At 64.2% G+C, this 22,568-nt stretch carries 14 protein-coding genes; 11 read left to right on the top strand and 3 right to left on the bottom strand.

Translation table 11 applies throughout. From position 1 onward, the window contains the following. Positions 1 to 107: 107 nt before the first annotated feature. Positions 108 to 1,397: an HlyC/CorC family transporter gene (locus tag KVP70_RS15005; RefSeq protein WP_217943029.1), complete on the bottom strand. Its 1,290-nt coding sequence runs from the start codon at positions 1,395 to 1,397 to the stop codon at positions 108 to 110. A gap of 213 nt (positions 1,398 to 1,610) precedes the next feature. Then, complete coding sequence (locus tag KVP70_RS15000; RefSeq protein ID WP_262311780.1) at positions 1,611 to 3,080, bottom strand: tetratricopeptide repeat protein; 1,470 nt, start codon at positions 3,078 to 3,080, stop codon at positions 1,611 to 1,613. Between the two features lie 168 nt (positions 3,081 to 3,248). On the opposite strand from KVP70_RS15000, the gene KVP70_RS14995 reads away from it, so the two are divergent. Beyond that, positions 3,249 to 5,204: an alpha/beta hydrolase family protein gene (locus KVP70_RS14995; RefSeq protein WP_217943027.1), complete on the top strand. Its 1,956-nt coding sequence runs from the start codon at positions 3,249 to 3,251 to the stop codon at positions 5,202 to 5,204. On the opposite strand, the gene uraH is transcribed toward KVP70_RS14995, so the two are convergent. Further along, a complete protein-coding gene (uraH, locus tag KVP70_RS14990) occupies positions 5,205 to 5,558 on the bottom strand; it encodes a hydroxyisourate hydrolase (protein WP_217943026.1) in 354 nt (117 codons plus the stop codon). It lies immediately after the preceding gene. A 114-nt stretch (positions 5,559 to 5,672) separates the two neighbouring features. Here uraH and puuE point away from each other — a divergent pair, with 114 nt between their 5' ends. The 10 genes from puuE (at position 5,673) to KVP70_RS14940 (ending at position 22,563) form a co-directional block, all read left to right on the top strand. Further along, complete coding sequence (gene puuE / locus KVP70_RS14985) at positions 5,673 to 6,626, top strand: allantoinase PuuE (RefSeq protein ID WP_217943025.1); 954 nt, start codon at positions 5,673 to 5,675, stop codon at positions 6,624 to 6,626. A gap of 7 nt (positions 6,627 to 6,633) precedes the next feature. After that, on the top strand, positions 6,634 to 8,115 hold the full coding sequence (xdhA, locus tag KVP70_RS14980) for a xanthine dehydrogenase small subunit (RefSeq protein WP_217943024.1): 1,482 nt from the start codon (positions 6,634 to 6,636) through the stop codon (positions 8,113 to 8,115). Positions 8,116 to 8,126: 11 nt separating this feature from the next. After that, complete coding sequence (gene xdhB, locus KVP70_RS14975) at positions 8,127 to 10,460, top strand: xanthine dehydrogenase molybdopterin binding subunit (RefSeq protein ID WP_217943023.1); 2,334 nt, start codon at positions 8,127 to 8,129, stop codon at positions 10,458 to 10,460. A 10-nt stretch (positions 10,461 to 10,470) separates the two neighbouring features. Further along, complete coding sequence (gene xdhC / locus KVP70_RS14970) at positions 10,471 to 11,553, top strand: xanthine dehydrogenase accessory protein XdhC (RefSeq protein ID WP_217943022.1); 1,083 nt, start codon at positions 10,471 to 10,473, stop codon at positions 11,551 to 11,553. A 28-nt stretch (positions 11,554 to 11,581) separates the two neighbouring features. Next, a complete protein-coding gene (gene guaD, locus KVP70_RS14965) occupies positions 11,582 to 12,889 on the top strand; it encodes a guanine deaminase (RefSeq protein ID WP_217943021.1) in 1,308 nt (435 codons plus the stop codon). 17 nt (positions 12,890 to 12,906) lie between these two features. Then, a complete protein-coding gene (locus KVP70_RS14960; RefSeq protein ID WP_217943020.1) occupies positions 12,907 to 14,382 on the top strand; it encodes an adenosine deaminase family protein in 1,476 nt (491 codons plus the stop codon). 620 nt (positions 14,383 to 15,002) lie between these two features. Continuing rightward, positions 15,003 to 18,428 (top strand): TonB-dependent receptor, encoded by a 3,426-nt coding sequence (locus KVP70_RS14955; protein ID WP_217943019.1) that lies wholly within the window; start codon positions 15,003 to 15,005, stop codon positions 18,426 to 18,428. 162 nt (positions 18,429 to 18,590) lie between these two features. Beyond that, positions 18,591 to 20,288 carry a bifunctional metallophosphatase/5'-nucleotidase gene (locus tag KVP70_RS14950; RefSeq protein WP_217943018.1) on the top strand — a complete coding sequence of 566 codons (1,698 nt, stop codon included), beginning with the start codon at positions 18,591 to 18,593 and terminating at the stop codon, positions 20,286 to 20,288. Between the two features lie 8 nt (positions 20,289 to 20,296). Beyond that, positions 20,297 to 21,523, top strand: coding sequence for a phospholipase D-like domain-containing protein (locus KVP70_RS14945; protein WP_217943017.1), 1,227 nt, complete (start codon positions 20,297 to 20,299; stop codon positions 21,521 to 21,523). After that, positions 21,520 to 22,563, top strand: a complete 1,044-nt coding sequence (locus KVP70_RS14940; RefSeq protein WP_217943016.1) for a S1/P1 nuclease — start codon at positions 21,520 to 21,522, stop codon at positions 22,561 to 22,563. Before KVP70_RS14945 ends, KVP70_RS14940 begins: the two co-directional genes overlap by 4 nt. Positions 22,564 to 22,568 lie beyond the last annotated feature (5 nt).

The raw sequence follows: 22,568 nt of genomic DNA, 5'->3' as shown, positions 1-22,568 counted from the left end.
CTGGATCACGGAATGATGCTCTCAGGCATCATATTTGTAAAGCCGTTTGTCGCCCCGAGGAAACGATTGTACTCCGCAGTGTTGCGTTTGCCGCAGGAGCGCGCGGATTAGTGCGCCCGCTTGGCGGCGGGCCGTATCAATTTGACGACTTTGATCGCCTGGTCGTGCACCTGCACCACTTCGATGATGCAGTTGGCCACTTTGATGCTGATCGGCGCGTCTGGAATTTCTTGCAACAGTTCCAGCATCAGGCCGTTCAGGGTCTTGGGGCCGTCCAGCGGGAAGTTCAGGCCGAGGCGCTTGTTGATGTCGCGCAGCGCGGTCGCGCCCTCCAGCAGGCACTCGCCCTGCTCGGTCCAGCCGAAGCTGTCGGCGCGGGCCGCGCCCGGCATCGATGTCGTAAATTCACCGATCATTTCCTCGATGATATCGTCCAGCGTGACCAGGCCCTGCACCTCGCCGTACTCGTCGACGATGATGCCCAGCCGTTCTTTGTTCTCCTGGAAGTACTGCAGCTGGGTGAACACGCCGGTGTCCTGCGGGATGAAGTAGGGCGTGCTCAGCAGCTCGCGGAAATGCTCGACCGTCAGCTCGTCTTCCTGGTTCAGCAGCGCCACCGCCTTGCGCACGTGCAGGATGCCGATGATGCGGTTGATCTCGCCTTCGTAGACGGGCAGCTTGTTGTGGTAGCAGGTGGTCAGCTCGCGCTTGATCTCGTCGACCGTCAATTCCAGGTTCAGCGCCTCGATCTGCGAGCGCGGCGTCATGATGTCCTCGACCGAGATGGTCTCCAGGTCGAACAGGTTGAGCAGGATGCTCTTGTGCTTTTGCGGGATGAAGTTGCCGCCTTCGAGCACGATCGAGCGCAGCTCTTCCGGCGACAGGCGCGCCTCGTGCGCGTGGGCGCCGGCCTTGATGCGGAACAGCTTGAGCACCAGCGTGACGAACAGGTTGACGAACCAGATCACCGGCTTGGCCAGGGTCATCAGCGGTTTCAGCACCATGCTGGTGGGCAGGGCGATGCGTTCCGGGAAGGTGGCGCCGATGACCTTGGGGGAAATCTCGGCGAACACGATCAGCAGGAAGGCCACCACGCCGGTGGAGATGGTGATGACGTTGTCGTCATGGCCGAAGGACTGGATGGCGATGGCGGTGACCAGCGCGGTGGCCATGGCGTTGATCAGCGTATTGGCGATCAGCACCAGCGACAGCAGCTTATCGGTGCGGTCGAGCAGCCACAGGGTGGTGATGGCGCTGCGGCTGCCGCGCTTGGCCATATGGCGCAGGCGATAGCGGTTGGCCGCCATCAGGGCGGTTTCGGCCATGGCGAAGAAGGCCGAGCACAGTATCAGGAGGGCGAGCGCAAGCAGTTGCGCCCAAAACGGCACGGTATCCAAGGGTCACCGTAAAGAATCATGCATGGGAAACTGGTCGGCCTGATCACTGCACCGGCCCAGACGGCATGGCCCAACACGCGGCCACAGAGCTTCGGATTCTAAGGCAAGCCCGGCTTGCATGCAAGTTTGCCTATCTTAGCTGGGGGTCAAGTCTGACATTCGGACACGAACCCAACCGTTGCGGCCGCATACGGCTGAGCGCGTGTCCGAATGTCAGACTTGACCCCCGGGTTTTTGCAACATGATGGCCAGGGCGGCGGTGGGGGCGCCGTTTTCCTGGCGGGCCGTCAGCGCTTCGGCGGCCTTGAGCTGGAAGCCGGTCGCGGCGGCCAGGCGTTCGATGTAGGCCTGCGTGTGGGCGTAGCGGTTCGATGGGCGCAGCACGAAGTCGGCGCCGTCGCCCGCTTCGACCGTGAAGCAGAAGTGGCCGCCTGCGCGCAAGGCACGGTGTACGCCCGTGAAGACTGGCGCCAGGTCGCCGATGTAGACGAAGACGTCGGCCGCCACAGCCAGGTCCCAGGCGTCGTGCTGGCCGTCCAGATAGCTCACCAGGTCGTCGCGCGCGAGGCTGTCGTACAGCTGGCGCTCGGCGGCCTTGTCCAGCATCTGCTGCGACAGGTCGACGCCCGCCAGGCTGCGCGAGTAGGCTTTCAGGTACGGTCCGCACAGGCCGGTGCCGCAGCCCAGGTCCAGCGTGTCCAATTGATCGGCAGCGACGGTGCGGCGGATCAGCCGATCCAGATACGATGGCGTCTGGTAATCCAGCACTTCCACCAGATGCTGGTCGAAGTGGTTGGCGTACTGGTCGAACAGCGAGCGTACGTAGTCGGCCGGCAGCACGGCGGGCGTGTCGCCCACGCCGAGCGAGGCCAGCGCGAAGGCGATGGTTTCGGGATTGTCGCCATGCGCCAGCGCGGCGCGGTAGGCGGCGATGGCCTCGTCCTTGCGCTGCATCGAGCGCAGCGTGTTGCCGCGCGCGTAGTGGGCCAGCGCGTAGTCCGGCTTGAGCGCCAGCGCCTGGTCGTAGCTGTCCAGCGCGGCGTCGAAGATGCCCAGCCGCTGCAGCGCCGCGCCTTGGCCGTTGTAGGCCTCGGCCCATTGCGGCCGCAGATGGATGGCGCGGTCGAAGCTCTCCACCGCCTCCGGCAGCAGGCGCAGGCAGTGCAGTGCGTTGCCGCGCGCGAACCAGGCGTCGGCGTTGCGGTCTTTAAGATGCAGCGCGTCTTCCGCCGCGCCCAGCGCGTCGAGGTAGCGGCCCTGGTCCTGCAACACGATGGCGCGGTTGCAATGGGCTTCGGCGTAGGAGGGCTGGATCGCCAGCGCGCGCTGGTAGCTCAGCAGTGCATCATCGAGCCGCCCCAGCCGCCGCAGCGCGTTGCCGCGATTGCTCCAGGCCATGGCGTAGTCGGCTTGCAGGGCGATGGCGCGCTCGTGGCTGGCCAGCGCCTCGTCGGCGCGGCCGGCATCGAGCAGCGCCACGCCCAGATTGCAGTGGGCCTTGGCCTGGGCGCCGTCGACCGCGATCGCGTGCGAGATCAGCGTGATGGCCGCCTGAGCGTCGCCCTGCTGGCGGGCGATCACGCCCAGCAGGTGCAGCGCGTCGAATTGGCGCGGGTCGAGTTCCAGCACCTGGCGGTACAGCGCCTGCGCCGGCTGCAGTTGGCCCTGTTGATGCAGTTCCACGGCTTGTTGTAGAAAGGACGCAGTCAGCGCCGAATGAGTTCCAGTCATAGTGCGGGCATCTTAGCCGATGCGCGACTGGCGCGGCTGAATTCTCTCCAATTGTTATTTTTTTACAAGCTTGTCAAGCATGGTAGTATTTTTGGAAATCAAAAGATACCGGGGCAATAAATGAAAACAATGCTGGCCAGCGCGACATGCGCCGTATTGCCGCTGTTAGCGCACGGTGCTGGGCCCGCGCCGATCCCGATCCAGGCTTTCGTGCAGGAAGAGCAGTACTACAACCCGCAAATCTCGCCCGACGGCAAGCATCTGGCGGTGACCGTGCGGGTGCCGGTCGGCGCGCGCACGGTGCCGATGCTGTCGTTCTACAGCTTGCCGGGCATGCAGCCGGAAAGCACGGTGCGCATGCCGCTGTTCATCGTGCCGCTCGCCTATCACTGGTCCAGCAACAGCCGTCTGGTCGTGGAGGAGGGGGAGGAGGTCGGTACCCGCGAGCGCCCACAGGCGACCGGCGAAATCGTGGCGATGGATTATGACGGCACGCACCAGATCTATATGCACGGCTACCAGATGCTGACGCTGTCCAAGCAGAACGCGCGTTATGGCAACGACTGGGCGTATGCCACGGTGGTCAAGTTACCGACGGTGCGCAATAGTCATGTGCAGATCGGCAGCTATCCGTGGGACCGTGAATACAGCGCGCTTTACGATTTCGATAGCCGCAATGCGATCCGCAAGCTGGTGACCGAGTTGCCATCGCAGAATGCAGGCTTTGTCATACGAAATGATGGAAAGCCAGCCTACGCTCGCGGGACGGACAAGGAGGACTACCAGCAGCTCTGGCACTTTGACGATGTCGCGCAAAAATGGACTGTCGTGACGCAGCCCAAAGGCACGCAGCTATTCCCGAAGGCATTCAGCGCCGACGACAAAGAATTCATCGGAAGGTATTCGGAGAATGGCGGGGAGGAGAAGCTGGTGCGCCAGAACGTGGCCACCGGCCAGCGTACGGTTATCGCGGAGGATGCGCGAGGTAGCCTGGGCGGCTTGATGTATGGTTCCAGCCGCGCGCTGCCGATAGGCGTATTCACCAGTTCCGGCCGGCCGCGCATGATCTATCTCGATCCATCCCATCCGGATGCGGTTCTGCACCGGGACCTGAGCGCCCAGTTCCCGGACGCGACCGTCACGCTGGCCGGCGCCACCGACGACGGCAACACGCTGCTGGCGACGGTGCGCAGCGACCGCGATCCCGGCGTGGTCTATCTGTATGACCGCAAAACAAATAAAGCCGACCTGCTACTGACCTATAAAGCCGCGATCGATCCGGATGCCATGGCGGCGCGCCAGCCGATCAGCTTTACGGCGCGCGACGGCCTGCGGATTGACGGTTATCTGACGATGCCGGTAGCCCAAGGCGACCAAAAGCCGCCACTGATCCTGCTTCCGCATGGCGGCCCGCATGGTGAATTCGATAGCTGGTATTTCGACACCGATGCGCAGTTCCTGGCTAGCCGTGGCTATGCGGTACTGCAAGTGAACTATCGCGGCTCCGGTGGACGCGGCGACAAGTTCAGGATCGCCGGCTATCGCCAATGGGGAGGCAAGATCATGGATGACCTGGTGGATGGCGTGCAGTGGGCGGTAGGCCAGGGCAAGGTCGATGCGACGCGCATGTGCGCGTACGGCGTCAGCTTCGGCGGCTACGCGGCGCTGATGCTGGCCGCGCGCGAACCCGACCTGTTCAAGTGCGCCGTAGGCTACGCCGGCATTTACGAGCTGCCGCTGATACACAAGGAGGACCGCGCGAAACTCCTTGAGCGGGTCGCCAATACCTACAAGCGTTACGTCGGCGAAGAGGCGGCGGAGCTGGCCAGGTTTTCACCCACGCGCCAGGCCGCCGCCATCAAGGCCGGCGTGTTGCTGATCCACGGCGGCAAGGACAAGACCGCACCCAAGGAGCATGCCTTCATGATGAAGGAGGCGCTGGAGAAGGTCGGTCATCCGCCGGAATGGTATTACGTGGACTACGAAGGCCACGGCTTCTACGACACCGCCAACCAGGCCGAGGTCTATCAGCGCATGGAAACCTTCTTCGCCAAGTACCTCGGCAAACCCAGGTAATCAGCTGCCGCGATAAGTCGAATACGCCCACGGCGAAACGACCAGCGGCACGTGGTAGTTCTGGTCGGCGCTGGCGATGCCGAAGGCCAGCGTCACTTCGTCGATAAAACGCGGCTCCGGCAGGTCCACGCCCTGCGCCGCGAAGTAGGCGCCGGCGCCGAACACCAGCTCATACTTCCCCGGCTTCATGGTGGCGCCTTCCAGCAGCGGCGCGGCGCAGCGGCCGTCGGCGTTGGTGACGTCGGATTTCAGCAACTCGCGGCCCTGCGCCGTGACGGCGTACAAGGCCACCTTGACGCCGACGCCCGGTTTGCCGACGGTGATATCGAGAACGTGTGTACTAAGCTTGCCCATGGTAAGTCCTATATCGGTAGGTAATAAGTATCTATTGGACAAATCATATACCGATGCCGTTCTACGCATATATGATTGCAGATATATTCCTCATAGACTAACTAGCCTGCGCCCATGACCACCTACGACAACTACCCGCGCGACCTGATCGGCTACGGCCCGAAACCGCCTCACGCCCAGTGGCCCAACCGGGCCCGCGTCGCCCTGCAATTCGTCCTCAACTACGAAGAGGGCGGCGAGAACAACGTGCTGCACGGCGATGCCGGATCGGAGACCTTCCTGTCCGAGATCATCGGCGCCGCCTCCTTCAGCAACCGCCACCTGAGCATGGAATCGATCTACGAGTACGGCTCGCGCGCCGGCTTGTGGCGCCTGCTGCGCATGTTCGAGGAACGCAAGCTGCCGTTGACGATCTTCGGCGTGGCGATGGCGCTCAAGCGGCACCCGGAAGCGGTGTCCGCCTTCCAGGAACTGGGCCACGAAATCGCCTGCCACGGCCTGCGCTGGATCTCCTATCAAAACATGGACGAAGCCACCGAGCGCGCCCACATGAAGGAAGCGGTGCAGATCATTCGCGAGTTGACCGGCAGCGCGCCGCAGGGCTGGTACACCGGCCGCGATTCGCCGCAGACCAAGCGCCTGGTGGTGGAGCACGGCGGCTTCCGCTACGACGCCGACAACTACAGCGACGACCTGCCATTCTGGCAAAAGGTCGACTACACTGATGCAGAGGGCAAGGCCGCCGTCGCGCCGCAGCTGATCGTGCCGTACACGCTCGACACCAACGACATGCGCTTCGCCGCCGCGCAAGGCTTCAACTCGGGCACGCAGTTCTTCGACTACCTGAAGGACGCCTTCGACGTTCTGTATGCCGAGGGCGACCCGGACGGCCTGAATCAGCCGAAGATGCTGTCGATCGGCCTGCACTGCCGCATCGTCGGCCGCCCGGCGCGCGCCGCGGCGTTGGCGCGCTTCCTCGACTACGTGCAAAAGCACGATAATGTGTGGATCACCCGTCGCATCGATATCGCCGAACATTGGCGCAAAACCCATCCATTCGCAGCTTGAGGCCAGGATGTCAGAACCGATACGTTTTTACTACCGCGGCGCAGTCCAGGAAATCTCCGGCGCCGCACCCACGCGCACCGTGCTCCAGCATCTGCGCGAGGACTTGCATTGCACCGGCACCAAGGAAGGCTGCGCCGAAGGCGATTGCGGCGCCTGCACCGTGGTGGTCGGCAGCCTGAATGCCGAAGGCCAGCTGGAAATGAAAGCCGTGAACTCCTGCATCCAGTTCGCGCCCACGCTCGACGGCAAGGCGCTGTTCACCGTGGAAGACCTGCAGCAGCCGGACGGCGCGCTGCACCCGGTGCAGCTGGCGATGGTGGAATGCCACGGTTCGCAGTGCGGTTTCTGCACGCCGGGCTTCGTCATGTCGCTGTGGGGCATGTACCTCCGCCGTGATAGCAACCCGGACGGCCAGCCCGCGCAGCGCAAGGAGATCGACGATTGCCTGTCCGGTAACCTGTGCCGTTGCACCGGCTACCGTCCGATTATCGAAGCCGCGCACCGCATGACCGAACTGCCGAAAGTCGGCTTCGACCGCGCGGCGTTGACCGAACAGCTGCGCGCCCTGCAGCGCGACGCCGGCGCCAGCTACAGTGCGCACGGCCAGACCTTCCACGCGCCGCGTACTTTGGATGAACTGGTGGCTCTGCGCGCCGCGCATCCGAAAGCCACGCTGCTGTCGGGTTCCACCGACGTCGGCCTGTGGGTCACCAAACAGATGCGCGAACTTGGCGACATCATTTATCTCGGCCATGTCAGCGCGCTGCAAACCGTCAGCGAGGCGGACGGCATGCTGCACATCGGTGCCGGCGTATCGCTCAACGACGCGTACGAGGCCTTGTGCCGCCTGTATCCGTCACAATTGGGCGAGATGTGGCAGCGCTTCGCGTCGCTGCCGATCCGTAACGCCGGCACCCTCGGCGGCAACGTCGCCAACGGTTCGCCGATCGGCGATTCGATGCCGTGGATGATAGCCGTCGGCAGCGACGTGGTGCTGCGCGGACCGGCCGGCGAGCGCGTGATGCCGCTGGAAGCGTTCTATCTCGACTATCAGAAAAAAGACATGCGGCCCGACGAATTCGTGGCCGCCGTGCGCGTGCCCGTGCCGCGCGCGGGCGTGCAGTTCCGCACCTACAAACTGGCCAAGCGCTTCGACCAGGATATCTCGGCCGTCTGCGCCGCGTTCGCGTTCAAGCTCGATGGCGACCTTATCGTCGAGGCCCGCATCGCCTTCGGCGGCATGGCCGCCACGCCGCGCCGCGCCGCCCGCGCCGAAGCTGCGTTGACGGGCCTGAGCTGGAGCGAAGCCAACCTGCGCGTGGCGATGGACATGCTGGCGCAGGACTTTGCGCCGCTGTCGGACATGCGCGCCTCCAGCACCTACCGCATGCAGACGGCGCAAAACCTGTTGCGCCGCTTCTGGTTCGAAACCCGCGCCGACGCGCCCTTGGCGGCCGATGCCGTCAACGCCTTCGCCTGCCGCGCCTGAAAGGAGCCATCATGAATCAACCAGTCGCTCCCTCGCTGCTCGCCGCGCAAGCGTGGAAGGCGGTCGGCGTCGCCCGTCCGCACGAATCGGCCGAGCTGCATGTGCTCGGCCAGGCCACCTACACCGACGACATCCCCGAGCTGCAAGGCACGCTGCACGCGGCGCTGGGCCTGTCGTCCAAGGCCCATGCGCGCATCAACGCGATGGACCTGGCGCCGGTGCGCAATTCGCCCGGCGTGGTGGCGGTCTACACCGCTGAAGATATCGTCGGCACCAACGATTGTGGTCCGATCATCCATGACGACCCTATCCTGAGTGCGGGCGAGGTGATGTATGTCGGCCAGCCGATCTTCATCGTCGTCGCCGATACCCACGACAACGCCCGCCGCGCCGCGCGCCGCGCCGTGATCGGCTACGACGAACTGCCGGCCATCTTCACGCCGCAGCAAGCCAAGGCCGCGCAATCGTATGTGCTGCCGCCGATGCAGCTCAAGCGCGGCGATTACCAGGCCGCGTTCGAGCAGGCGCCCAATGTCGTCAAGGGCCAGCTGTTTGTCGGCGGCCAGGAGCAGTTCTACCTGGAAGGGCAGATCGCCTATGCGATCCCGAAGGAAGATCACGGCATGCTGGTGCAGTGCTCCACGCAGCACCCGAGCGAGATGCAGCACGTGGTGGCGCATGCGCTGGGCGTGCATGCGCACAAGGTGTTGGTCGAGTGCCGCCGCATGGGCGGCGGTTTCGGCGGCAAGGAATCGCAATCGGCCTTGTGGGCGGCTTCGGCCAGCATCGCGGCGGCCAAACTGCGCCGCCCGGTCAAGCTGCGCGCCGACCGTGACGACGACATGCTCGTCACCGGCAAGCGCCATTGCTTCTTCTACGAATACGAAGTCGGCTACGACGACAGCGGCAAGATCCTCGCCGCCAAGGTTGACATGACCTTGCGCTCCGGCTTCTCGGCGGACTTGTCCGGCCCCGTGGCCACGCGCGCGGTCTGCCACTTCGATAACACCTACTACCTGTCGGACGTGGATATCCGCGCCGGCTGCGGCAAGACCAACACGCAGTCGAACACCGCCTTCCGTGGCTTCGGCGGCCCGCAGGGCGCGATCGCCATCGAATACATCGTCGACGAAATCGCCCGCAACCTGGGACGCGACGCGCTGGATATCCGCCGCCTGAATTTCTACGGCAAGACCGAGCGCAACGTCACGCCCTACGGCCAGGAGGTTGTCGACAACGTCATCGAGGCGCTGACGGCGGAGCTGGAACAAACCAGCGAATACCGCGCCCGTCGCACCGCTGTCGAAGCCTACAACGCCACCAGCCCGGTGCTGAAGAAAGGGCTGGCGCTGACGCCGCTGAAGTTCGGCATCGCCTTCAATGTCACGCACCTGAATCAGGCCGGCGCGCTGGTGCACGTGTATGTGGACGGCTCCGTGCTGGTCAATCATGGCGGCACGGAGATGGGGCAGGGCATCAACACCAAGGTGATGCAGGTGGTGGCGCATGAACTGGGCCTCGACCTGGATCACGTGCGCGCCACCGCCACCGACACCAGCAAGGTCGCCAACACCTCGGCGACGGCCGCCTCTACCGGTGCCGACTTGAACGGCAAGGCGGCGCAGGACGCCGCGCGCCAGATCCGCGAGCGCCTTGCCGCCTTCGCCATCAAGCTGTATGGCGACGATGATGGCGTGCCGGTGCAGTTCTTCAACAACGCGGTGCATGTGAACGGCCACGCGGTGCCGTTCGCTGAACTGGTGCAGAAGGCTTATCTGGCACGGGTCCAGCTGTGGTCCGACGGCTTCTACGCCACGCCTGGCCTGCACTGGGACCCGAAGACCATGAACGGCCATCCGTTCTCGTACTACGCCTACGGCGCCGCCGTTTCCGAAGTGGTGGTCGATACGCTCACCGGCGAATGGAAGCTGCTGCGCGCGGACGCCTTGTACGACGCCGGCCGTTCGCTCAATCCCGCCATTGACCTCGGTCAGGTGGAAGGCGCCTTCATCCAGGGCATGGGCTGGCTGACCACCGAGCAGCTGTGGTGGAACCCGGCGGGCAAGCTGATGACGCACGCGCCTTCAACGTACAAGATTCCCGGCGTGTCCGACTGCCCGGAGGACTTCCGCGTGCGGCTGTTCGACAACGGCAACGTCGAGGACAGCATCCACCGCTCCAAGGCTGTCGGCGAGCCGCCGTTGCTGCTGCCGTTCTCGGTGTTCTTCGCGATCCGCGATGCGATTTCCGCAGTCGGCGGACACCGCGTCAATCCTCCGCTGAACGCTCCGGCAACCAGCGAGGAGATCCTGCGCGCCGTGGCCGCGGTCGAATTCGCGGCCTGAGGATATTGACATGAACGAGTGGCTGGCAACTGTGATGGCGGAACCGGCGGTGCTGGTGACGGTGGCGATCGTCGAGGGCTCCGGCCCGCGCGAACCCGGCGCCCGCATGCTGGTCACGGCTGGCGGCCAGGTCGACACCATTGGCGGCGGTCACCTGGAGATGTGCGCGGTCGATGTCGGCCGCAGCATGTTGAAAAACGCCGCCGCGACAGGCGAGGGCGTGCACGCGCGGCTGGAGCGGTACGCGCTCGGCCCGACACTGGGCCAGTGCTGCGGCGGCGTCGTGCACCTCGCATTTGAACTGATCGATACCGCGCTGGCCGACGTCATGGCCAGCCTGCGCAAGCGCTGGCGCGAAGACAGTTGGCGCCTCAGCGCCATCGACGGCACGCCGGTCTCGCTGCTGCTGGATGCGGACGGCGCGGTGGTCGCCGGCGCGGGCGATGTTTCCGCCGCCGCCTTCGGTCCGGCGTTCCCCGCCATCGACCGCCAGCGCGGCACCCACATCCTGCGCGACACCGCAGGCCGCCGCTGGCTGGCAGATCCCTGCCTCGCTCCGCGCGCGCATCTGCTGCTGTTCGGCGCCGGCCACGTCGGCGCGGCCATCGTCCGCATGCTGGGCGAGCTGCCGTGCACCGTCAGCTGGATCGACGAGCGCGAGGACATGTTTCCGTCAACGATACCGGCCAACGTCACCGTCGAAGCCACCGACGCGCCGGAAGCGCTGGTGGCCGCCGCACCCGCCGGCGCAAGCTATCTGGTGATGACCCACAGCCACGCGCTGGACCAGCGCCTCAGCGAGGCGATCCTGGCCCGCGCCGACGTCGGCTGGTTCGGCCTGATCGGCTCCAAGACCAAGCGCGTGCAGTTCGAGCGCCGCATGGCCGCGCGCGGCCTGCCGGAAGAGCGCATCGCCGCCATGGTCTGCCCGATCGGCATCGCCGGCATCACCAACAAGCTGCCCGCCGCGATCGCCGCCTCCGTCTGCGCGCAATTGCTGATGGTGTGGGAGGCGCAGCAAATCGCCGTCCTCGAAAACGCCGCCGCGGCTGTCACCACAAACGCGCCGGTGCGCCTGGTCGCTTCGCGCTAGAATCAGCATTCCTCTTCGGGACATCGCCATGCCTAACAACTTGCAAGCCTACCGCGGCAGCTTGCTGCACTTTGTCGCCGATCCGGCGTTCAGCGCGCAGTCGCACGTGTGGCATGAGGACGGCCTGCTGATCGTCGCCGGCGGCAAGGTGCAGGCGGCCGGCGACTACGCCGCGCTGCGCGCCACGCTGCCGCCCGGCGCCGAGCTGCACGACTACAGCGGCAAGCTGCTGCTGCCCGGCTTTATCGACACCCACGTCCACTACCCGCAGACCGACATGATCGCCTCGCCGTCGGAAGGCCTGCTGCCCTGGCTGGAAACCTACACCTTCCCGACCGAGCGCCAGTTCGAAGACCCGGCCCACGCCGCCGGCGTGGCCGACTTTTTCCTCGACGAGCTGCTACGTTGCGGCACCACCACCGCCATGGTCTACTGCACCGTGCATCCGCAATCGGTGGACGCCTTCTTCGCCGCCAGCGAGCAGCGCGGCCTGCGCATGGTGGCGGGGAAAGTGATGATGGACCGGAACTGCCCCGAGTTCCTGCGCGATACCGCCGAATCGAGCGCCCGCGACACCGAGGCGCTGATCCGGCGCTGGCACAAGCGCGGCCGCGCGCTGTACGCGATCACGCCGCGCTTCGCGCCCACCTCCACCGGGGAACAGCTGCGACTGGCTGGCGAACTGGCGCGCGCCTATCCCGACACCTATATCCAGACCCACGTCTCCGAGAACGAGGCCGAATGCGCGTGGGTGCGCGAGCTGTTCCCGGCCTCGCGCAGCTACATCGACGTCTACGACAGCTACGGCATGCTGCGCCCGCGCGCCATGTACGGCCACTGCATCTGGCTCAATGAACAGGACCGCGTCCGCATGGCGCAAACGCAGTCGGCCGCCGCCATCTGCCCGAGCTCCAACCTGTTCCTCGGCAGCGGCCTGTTCGACTTCGAACGCGCGGACCAGGCGGGCGTGCTGCTGTCGCTGGCGACCGATGTGGGCGGCGGCACTTCGTTCTCGATGTTGCAAACGATGAATGAAGCCTATAAAGTAGCGCGACTGAAGGGCAGTTACCTGCCGGCCCTGCGGATGTTCTACCTGGCCACCCTGGGCGCCGCCCGCAGCATGCAGCTCGAAGGCACGATCGGCAATTTCGCCGCCGGCGCCGAGGCGGATTTCATCGTGCTCGATCCGCAGGCCACGCCGCTGCTGCAACGGCGCACCGCGCGTGGCGAGAGCCTGGAAGAACTGCTGTTCGCGCTGGCCCTGCTGGGCGACGACCGTGCGGTGGCCGCGACCTATGCGGCCGGCCGTCAGGTGCATGCCCGCGTAATGACTTAATTCACATTGGAAGATACATGCAAAATAAAATCGCCAGCCTGAAGGCCGCCGCCCTTGCCGCCGCCCTGTTCTGCGCCTTGCCGCACGGCGCGCAAGCGGCCAGCAACGAAGAGATCACCAAGCGCCAGTTCGCCGCGCTGGTCTCGGGCCCGGAGCCAAAGACGGCCGAGCTGACGATGTTCCTGACCATGATGCCCAAGGGGGGCGACCTGCACCATCACTACTCGGGCGCGATCTACGCCGAGCAGTACCTGGAGTGGGTGGACAAGGAAGGCTACTGCGTCAACAAGGTCACCTACCAGATCGACACCAACAAGGCCGACACCACCACCGAACAGGCCAAGCCGCTGGCCGACCGCGTCTGCCTGTCCGGCCAGGACGTGATGAACAATAACACCGTGCTGGCCAACCTGTTGCAGCGCTGGTCCGACAAGGATTTCTATAACCACGGCGCGCTGCAGTCGCCGCCGGACCGTCAGTTCTTCGACACCTTCGGCTACTTCAACGCGGTGGCCTCGACCAACGCGGCCGACGGCCTGCTGCGCCTGAAACAGCGCGCCATCCAGGAAAACCTGGGCTACATCGAGACCATTTATGAAATCGCGCCGATGGCGCAGGACGCCGCGTTCGACCAGAAAGCCGCCGCCGGCGCCATCACCGACGCCGACCTGGCAGCCTACGCCGCCACGCTGGACACCAACGGCGCGTTCCAGGGCTGGATCAGCGCTTACCTGAAAAACATCGACACCGCCGGCGCCGGCATCGACGACGCCAACTTCACGCTGCGCTACCAGCCGTTCGCGCTGCGCTTCCTGACGCCGTCGCAGGTGTTTTCGCAAATGGTGTCGAGCTTCAAGCTGGCCTTGTCGAATCCGAAGATCGTCGGCGTCAACATCGTCGGCCAGGAGAGCGTCTACGTTTCGATGCACGACTACGCGCTGCACATGCAGATGTATAAATTCCTGAAATCCAAACATCCGGGCGTAAAACTGGCGCTGCATGCGGGTGAATTGGCGCTGGGCGTGGTGCCGCCGGAAGGCCTGACCTTCCACATCAAGGACGCCATTGACGTTGCCGGAGCCAGCCGCATCGGCCACGGCATCGACATCGCCCACGAGACCGACTCGCTGGCGATCATGAAAAAAATGCACGACAAGCAGATCGCCGTCGAGGTCAACCTGACCAGCAACCAGTTCATCCTGGGCGTCAAGGGCGAGGCCCACCCGGTCACCCTGTACCGCAAATACGGCGTGCCGTTCGTGCTGTCGACCGACGATGCCGGCGTGTCGCGCAACAACCTGTCCGGCGAGTACGTGCTGTACGCCGCCCGCTACAAGCCGGGTTATGCCGAGATCAAGAAACTGTCCTACGACAGCATCCGCTATTCCTTCCTGGCTGATGCCGATAAACAACGCTTATTGAAGGCATTGGACGGCAAGTTCGCTAAATTCGAAGCGGCCATCGCCGCCTCGCAGGCGGGCGCAGCGCGCTAAGCGGTGCCCGCGCCGGGCGCTTGTGGCGTTGAGCCCACAGGCGCCCGGCTTTGTTACAAAAAAAACCTCCCCCGGCAGCGGCGTTCGTCCCTTGTCATAAATTCCACGGACGCTCAATTATGTGGCGACCAAGCTACAGAAATTAGTGGGCGTCCTCGGGCTTTCTGCCATTTTGGCAATGAAAAGATTTCATTCAACGGGGGCTGACTTATAATTCCGCCCTATCGCTTTTATTGACCGTCTGCAACGTTGACGTCAAACACGATTCCACCTATTTATATATATAACGTCTAAATTCATAAATTAAATCGTATTTGTCAGACAATTTTCCTTAATGCATAGTTGGATGAAATGATCCAAAAAAGCAAGATTATTGCTTTTCTCAAAGTTCAACCATCAGGTAGCAAAGCCGGCGGACGGGGCGCTCACCGCGCCCGTGCGGATGTCATCAAGTTGTCATAAGCACGTCATGGCCCTGACATATTTCGCCCTTACACTCACCCGCTGCCCTTGGCGCGCTGAGCTTTGGGGGATAAATCGGTTTGCAGCAATCGTAAAGAGGGAATACCTGCCACCAGCAAGGGTTCCGAATAACTATTAGTCTAATTTGGGGTTATACAATGATCAATCATAAACGGCTCAAGCTGACGCAAATCGCGCTCAGCCTGTCTATCGCGCTAGCGGCGGCACCGGCCTTTGCACAGAACACCACTTCGGCCATCGGCGGCCGGATTTCGGTAGCGGACGGCAAGCCAGCCGCTGGCGCCACCGTGTCCATCGTGCACGTCGAGTCGGGCACCGTGAGCAGCGTAGTCACCGATGCGGAAGGCCGTTATGTTCAGCGCGGCCTGCGCACCGGCGGTCCGTACACGATCACCATCACCAAAGACGGCATCGTCGAGAAACGCGAAGGCGTGTACATCCAGCTGGCCGAGACCGCCAGCGTGGACGCCACCCTGGGCGCGCAGATGCAAACCGTGACCATCGCCGGCACCGCCGGCGGCCGTTCGGATAAATTCTCGAAGACCACCATGGGCGCCGGCACCAGCATCACCGCGACCGAACTGGCGATCCAGGGTTCGATCAACCGCAACCTGCAAGACTACGCCCGTTCCGATCCGCGCGTTTCGCAGACCGACAAGGAACGCGGCGAAATGTCCGTGGCCGGCCAGAACTCGCGCTACAACTCGCTGACCATCGACGGCGTGGCCGTCAACGACACTTTCGGCCTGGAATCGAACGGTTCCCCGACCGCCAAGCAGCCGATCTCGATCGAAGCGATCCAGTCGGTGCAGGTCAACGTCGCCAACTACGACGTCACCCAGAAGGGCTACACCGGCGGCAACATCAACGCCGTGACCAAGTCCGGTACCAACACCGTCAAGGGCAGCGTCTACTACGTGTTCCGTAACGACCGCCTGGTTGGCGACCGCTACAACAACGCCACCGACACCTATTTCGCGCCGGCGCCGTTCAAGGAAACCACCAAGGGCGCCACCGTCGGTGGCCCGCTGATCAAAGACAAGCTGTTCATCTTCGCCGCCTACGAGAAGCTGGAATCGACCCGTACCGCGCCGGCGTTCGGTCCGATCGGCAGCCCTGCGACCAACGTCGGCATCGCGCCGTCGACCATCGCTTCGGCCACCGCCATCGCCAAGAACACCTACGGTTTCGACACCGGCGACTTCAGCCAGGCCACCGGTTCGCAGCTGACCGTCGACGACAGCCTGGTCAAGGTCGATTGGAACATCAACGACAACCATCGCGCGATGTTCCGCTACTCCAAGACCAAGCAAGCTGAGCCGCAATTCACCGGCATGAGCGCTACCGGCCTGTCGCTCAACTCCGAGTGGTTCTCGCAGGGCAAGACCATCGAAACCCTGGTCGGCCAGTGGACCGCCGACTGGACCCCGAACTTCTCGACCGAGTTCAAGGTCTCCTCGCGCGACTACGACAGTATTCCCAAGCTCAATTCGCAACTGCCGCTGATCGGCCTGAGCATCACTGGTCCGACCCCGGACGGCACCCCGGCCAATGTACCGACCACCTCGCGCACGCTGAACTTCGGCACCGACAACAGCCGCCAGCGCAACATTCTGGGCACCAAGACCAAGGACGCCTACCTGGGCGCCAACTGGTCGCTGGGCGACCACGAAGTCAAATTCGGCGGCGACTACACCAAGAACGACGTGTACAACGCCTTCCTGCAAAACGTCTGGGGCAACTACACCTTCTCGTGCCAGAACAACTGGACGTATGCCTTCCTGGGCGGCAAGTCCCTCGATTGCGGCAAGGCCAACGCCGGCCAGATCGAACAAGCCGTGCTGGAAAACTTCAAGACCGGCCGTCCGTCGTCGTACACGACCCAGGTCGCGCTTGATGGCCACACGCTGGATCAAGCCGTGTCGCAGTTCAGCATGAAAGACTACGGCGCCTTCGTCCAGGACACCTGGACCGTGAACCCTCGCCTGACCGTGAGCTACGGCGTGCGCATGGACGCGACCCGCGTCAGCGACCGTCCTGCCCGCAACGATGCGGTGGCCGCGCCTATGGTTGCAGGCAACCCTGTAACCGGCGCACGCCAGACCGGCGGCTTCGGTCTGGACAACACCAACACCTTCGACGGCCAGAATGTATGGCAGCCGCGCGTTGGCTTCAACTACACCTTCGACAGCCCGCGCCAGATGCAGGTACGCGGCGGCATGGGCCTGTTCCAGGGCGCGGCAGCGACCGTGTGGCTGTCCAACCCGTTCTCCAATCCTGGCGTGCTGACCCGCAGCGTCGGTTGCGGCACTTCGTCGTTTGGCGCGTGCCCGACCACCGGCGGCACCTTCAGCACCGACATCAACAAGCAACCGGTCAACTTCTCCGGCGCAGCGCCTGCTGCGGCGGTTGACGTGTTGGCGCCTGGCCTGAAGCAGCCATCGGTCTGGAAGAGCAACATCGCCTTCGATACCGAACTGCCATGGTATGGCCTGGTGATGGGCGTGGAGTACCTGCGGACCACGGCCAAGGATGCGATTTACTACCGCAACGAGAATTTGGGCGCAGCCACCAAGATCGGTACCGATGGTCGTGAGCTGTACTACACGTCCCAGGGTTACAACGCTGCCTGCTGGTCCGCTACTGGCACTGCGGTGACCACCGGTGGCACCTGTACCGGCAACCGCGCCAAAGCGCTGAGCAACGCGTCCTACACCAACGTGCTGGTAGCGACCGGCACCGGCAAGGGCGGCAGCAGCCTGGCCACCCTGTCGCTGAGCCGTCCGATGACCAACGGCCTGTCGTGGTCGGTGGCTTACACCTACACCGATGCAAAAGAAGTGTCGGGCCTGACCTCGTCGACCTCGAGCTCGAACTACAGCGGCCGTTCGGTGTTCAATCCGAACGAAGACGTCAACGCCAACTCGAGCTACCTGGTGAAGGACCGTATTAACGCGCTGATCAACTTCCAGAAGCGTTTCTTCGGTTCGTACAAGACCACCGTCGGCATGTTCTATGAAGGCCGCGCCGGTAAGCCATACAGCTGGACCATCAACAACGACTTGAACGGCGACGGCCTGGCCGGCAACGACCTGATGTTCATCCCTTCGGCGCCAGGTTCGGGCCAGGTGGTGTTCTCGGGCGACACCGCGACCAACCATGCCAACGAAGACAAGTTCTGGTCCGTGGTCAACAGCAACAAGATTCTGAAGCAAGCCGCTGGCGGCGTTGTCGGTCGCAACACCGACTTCTCGCCATGGACCAACACCTTCGACGTCCGTCTGTCGCAGGAAATCCCAGGCCTGTTCAAGAACAACAAGGCATCGTTCACCCTGGACATCTTCAACTTCGGCAATCTGCTGAACAAGAAATGGGGCCGTATCAATGAAGTGGGCTTCCAGCCTTCGGGCGCACAGGCTCGCAGCTTCGTCGACTACGTCGGCCTGGACGCCAGCGGCAAGTACGTCTACAAAGTCCGCGACGCCGTGGAAACCCTGGACGTTCGCCAGGTTAAAGGCGAGTCCCAGTGGGCCATCCAGGCTACCGTCAAGTACGAGTTCTAAGCTCGTCGCGACATAGCCGACAGTGCTAAAAAAAAGACGGCTGATGGCGACATCAGCCGTCTTTTTTTCTTGAACGTGTAACATACTATTTCATCCAGCCGAGAGCGGCGTCGACCGGCCGTTTGCCCTGTAAGATACCCACTTCCTTCCGAGCAGCATGCAATGAAAAAATACCTGAGTCCCGCGGCTGGCGTCGTGCTGGCTGCCGCGCTGGCCGGCTGTGCGTGGCTCCGCCCGCAGCCTGGAACGGCCGAGATCGAACTGGTCACGCTGAACGATTTCCACGGCAATATCGAGGCAAGCAAATATGTGCTCGACAGCGCCCATGCTTCCGGCGAACGCACCATCGTCGCCGGCGGCATCGACACGCTGGGCGCGGCGCTGCAGGCGTGGCGCAAGCAGGACCCCGAGCTGCTGTTGGTCGGCGCCGGCGACCTGATTGGCGCCAGTCCCGCGATCTCGTCGATGTGGGCCGACGAGCCCACCATCGGCGCGATGGACTTGCTGGGGCTGCGCGCCAGCTCGGTCGGCAACCATGAGTTCGACGCCGGCCGCGTCGAGCTGCTGCGTCAGCAGCGCGGCGGCTGCAAGTCGCCGCGCGCCGACAAGGCCTGCAAATTCGAGAATCCCTACGGCGGCGCGCAGTTCCAGTACCTGGCCGCCAACGTCATCGACATGGTGACCAAAAAGCCGCTGCTGCCGGCCTACAAGATCGAGCAGGCGCACGGCGTCAAGATCGGCTTCATCGGCGCGGTGCTGCGCGAAGCCACCGAGAAGGCGCCTGCCTCCGGCATCGCCGGCCTGGACTTCGTCGACGAGGCGGACGCCATCAACCGTCAGCTGCCGGAACTGCGCAAGCAGGGCGTGGGCGTGTTCGTGGTGCTGATCCACCAGGGCGGCCGCACCATCGACAAATTCGACCAGCAGGAATGCAGCCATCTGACCGGCCCGATCGTCGACGTGGTCAAGCGCCTCGATCCGGCGATCCGGCTGGTGGTCAGCGGCCATTCGCATCGCGGCTACCTGTGCCGCGTGGATGGCCGCCTGGTGACGCAGTCCGACATGGGCGGCCACGTGCTGTCGCGCATCCGTCTTACCGTCGATACCGCCAGCAACACGCTGCGCGACGTCAGCGCCAGGCAGGAAGTGATGATCCCCGGTAGCTGGCCGGCCAATCCGGCGCTGGACGCCTACCTGAAAAAAGTCCGCGACCTGAGCGCCAGTGCGCTGGCGCGCCCGGTGGCGGCGCTGGCGGTGCCCAGCGTGCCGCGCGAAAAGCAGGACGACGGCGAATCCGCGCTGGGCGACCTGGTCACCGACGCCACGCTGGCGGCGGGCCGTCCCTACGGCGCGCAGATCGCCTTCGTCAACAACGGCTCGTTGCGACATGACCTCGACACCAGCGCCGGCAACCGCGTCAACGTCAGCCAGCTGCTGGCGGCGCTGCCGTACACGAATTCGCTGGTGGTGATGAACCTGCGCGGCGCGCAGATCCGCGACCTGCTGGAGCAGCAATGGCACGGCGGCCGCGATATCACGCGCGGCCTGCTGCAAGTGTCCGACGGCTTCAGCTACGTCTGGGACCGGCGCCGTGGCGAGGGCGGCAAAGTGCTGCCCGACAGCCTGACGCTGCACGGCGTGCCGATCGAGAACGGCACCTCCTACCGCGTGGTGGTCAACAACTTCCTGGCCGAGGGCGGCGACGCCTTCCCGGCCTTCACCCTGGGCAGCAACCGCGCCGAGACCAACATCCGCGACATCGACGCCCTGACCGATTATCTGACCCAGCGCGAGCAATTTGGCAAGCCGGCCGGCCGCAGCGAAACACAGGGCCGCATCAAGCGCCTGCAACAACCTTAGGAGTCACCATGCGTCGCGTTTTACTTTCCGTTTTACTGCCAGCCCTGCTGGCGTCGGCCGCCCCTGCGCGCGCCGAGTTTTCCATCCCCGGTTTTGAACTGGTGCAGACCGCGCCGGTGGAGACGCCGCTCCACAGCAGCGACCTGCGCGACCCTGCCACCGTCTGGAGCGAGTTGTTCGACGGGGCCAAAAGCGAGATCGTGTTGGGCCAGTTCTACGTGGTCGGCCATGAGGGCAGCGTCTTCAATAAAGTGGTGGAGCGCCTGGCGGCGGCCGGCAAGCGCGGTGTCAAGATCCGCTTCCTGCTGGACCAGAAGGGCGTGGGCCTGTCGGACAAGGCCACCATCGAGCAGCTCAAGGCGATCCCCAACCTGGAACTGCGCATCATCGACTTCAACAAGCTGACCGGCAACGGCATCCTGCACGCCAAGTACATGGTGGTCGATGGCGCCATCGCCTACATCGGCAGCCAGAACTTCGACTGGCGCTCGTTCGAGCATATCCACGAGACCGGCCTGCGCATCACCGATGCGAAGATCGTCGGCCAGGTGCAGGCGGTGTTCAACCAGGACTGGCGCGCGCAGGCGATCGCCGCGCAGGGCCTGGTGACGCCGGCGCTGAACGTCAAGGCGACCACGCCGGACATTCATCAAAGCGCCTTCCTGCTGTCCAGCCCTAACCAGTTCAATCCGGCCGGCGTCGGCGATTCCGAGGCGGGCCTGCCGGCGCTGCTGGCCGAAGCCAAGAGCGAGGTGCGGGTGCAGCTGCTGGACTACGCGCCGCTGAGCTACGGCCCGAAAGGCACGCGTCCTTATTACGCCGTGATCGATAACGCGGTGCGCGCCGCCGCCAACCGCGGCGTCAAGATCAAGCTGATGGTGTCGAACTGGAACCTGGAAGAACTGCCGCTGGTCTACCTGAAAAGCCTGGCGGTGCTGCCCAACGTCGAGATCCGCGTGGTCACGCTGCCGACCGCCAGCAGCGGCTTCATTCCGTTCGCGCGCGTCATCCACAGCAAGACCATGGTGATCGACAACCAGGTGGCCTGGGTCGGCACCAGCAACTGGAGCGGCGGCTACTTCGATTTGTCGCGCAACCTGGAAGTGGTGATGCGCAACGAGAAGATGGCGCAGCGCCTGGCCGCGCTGCACGAGCAGACCTGGAGCTCGCAGTATGCGCAGGCGCTGGACATCAACAAAAAATACCCTAAACCGGCCAAGGGCAGCCCTGAATGAAGAAGCTTGTTTTGACCGTGGCGCTGAGCGGCGCCTTCGTCTCGTTCAACGCCCACGCATGGGGCAATGACGGCCACCGCGCCGTCGGCGCCATCGCCGACCAGCTGATCCAGGGCAGCAACGCCGAGCAGCGCGTGAAGGCCTTGCTGCTGCCGGGCGAGAGCCTGGAGAAGGTCGCCATCTGGGCTGACTGCGTCAAAGGCACGTATTGCGGCCCGCAGAACGAGGAGATGCTGGCCTACGTGGCCGCCAATCCGCGGCACGCCGAATACCACTACACCGACGTGCCGTTCCAGAACCAGCACTACCACGACCACGACGCCGGCACCGCCAACAACGATATCGTGCAGACGCTGAAGCAGTGCATCGCCACCTTGCAGGGCAAGGGCGACAAAGTCAGCAACCCGCACGGCTTCACGCCGCGCCAGGCGCTGCTGATCCTGACCCATTTGGCCGGCGACGTGGTGCAGCCGCTGCATGTGGGCGCTGCGTTCGTGGACAGGAACGGCGCCTTCGTGGTGCCGCAGACGCAGGCCCAAGTCGACGCGGTCAATATGTTCGACGCGCGCGGCGGCAACGACCTGCTGCTGGACGATGTCAAGTTAAGCGCCGTCAGCGCGCGGCTGATTCCGGCTGCGCCGGCCGCGCCGCCGAGCGCACCGCAGACCACGCGGCCGTTCCATTCGTATTGGGACACCACGGTGGTGAGTTATGTCTTCCGCCGCGTCGCCGCGCGCTCGCCGCAGGAGTTTGCGCAGCTGGCCATCGCCGGCAAGCCTGCGGTGATTAGCTACGACGGCGATCCGATCGCCTGGCCGTATGCCTGGGCCGACCAGTCGCTGGCGGTCGCCAAGCTGGCGCACAGCGGCGTGTCGGCCGGCGCCGTCGGCCAGCAGACCGGCAAGAATGGGGAAGTGTTCAACGTCTGGGCGCTGACGGTGCCGGACGATTATCCCGTGCCCAGCTCCGCGGCCGCCAAGACCCAGCTGATCCAGGGCGGCTACAACCTGGCCGCCGTGCTCAAGGCGATCTGGCCGTAAAGGCT

The sequence above is a fragment of the Duganella violaceipulchra genome, from assembly GCF_019166075.1.
GTDB lineage: Bacteria > Pseudomonadota > Gammaproteobacteria > Burkholderiales > Burkholderiaceae_D > Rugamonas > Rugamonas violaceipulchra.
This window is presented reverse-complemented; position numbering and strand designations above follow the sequence as displayed.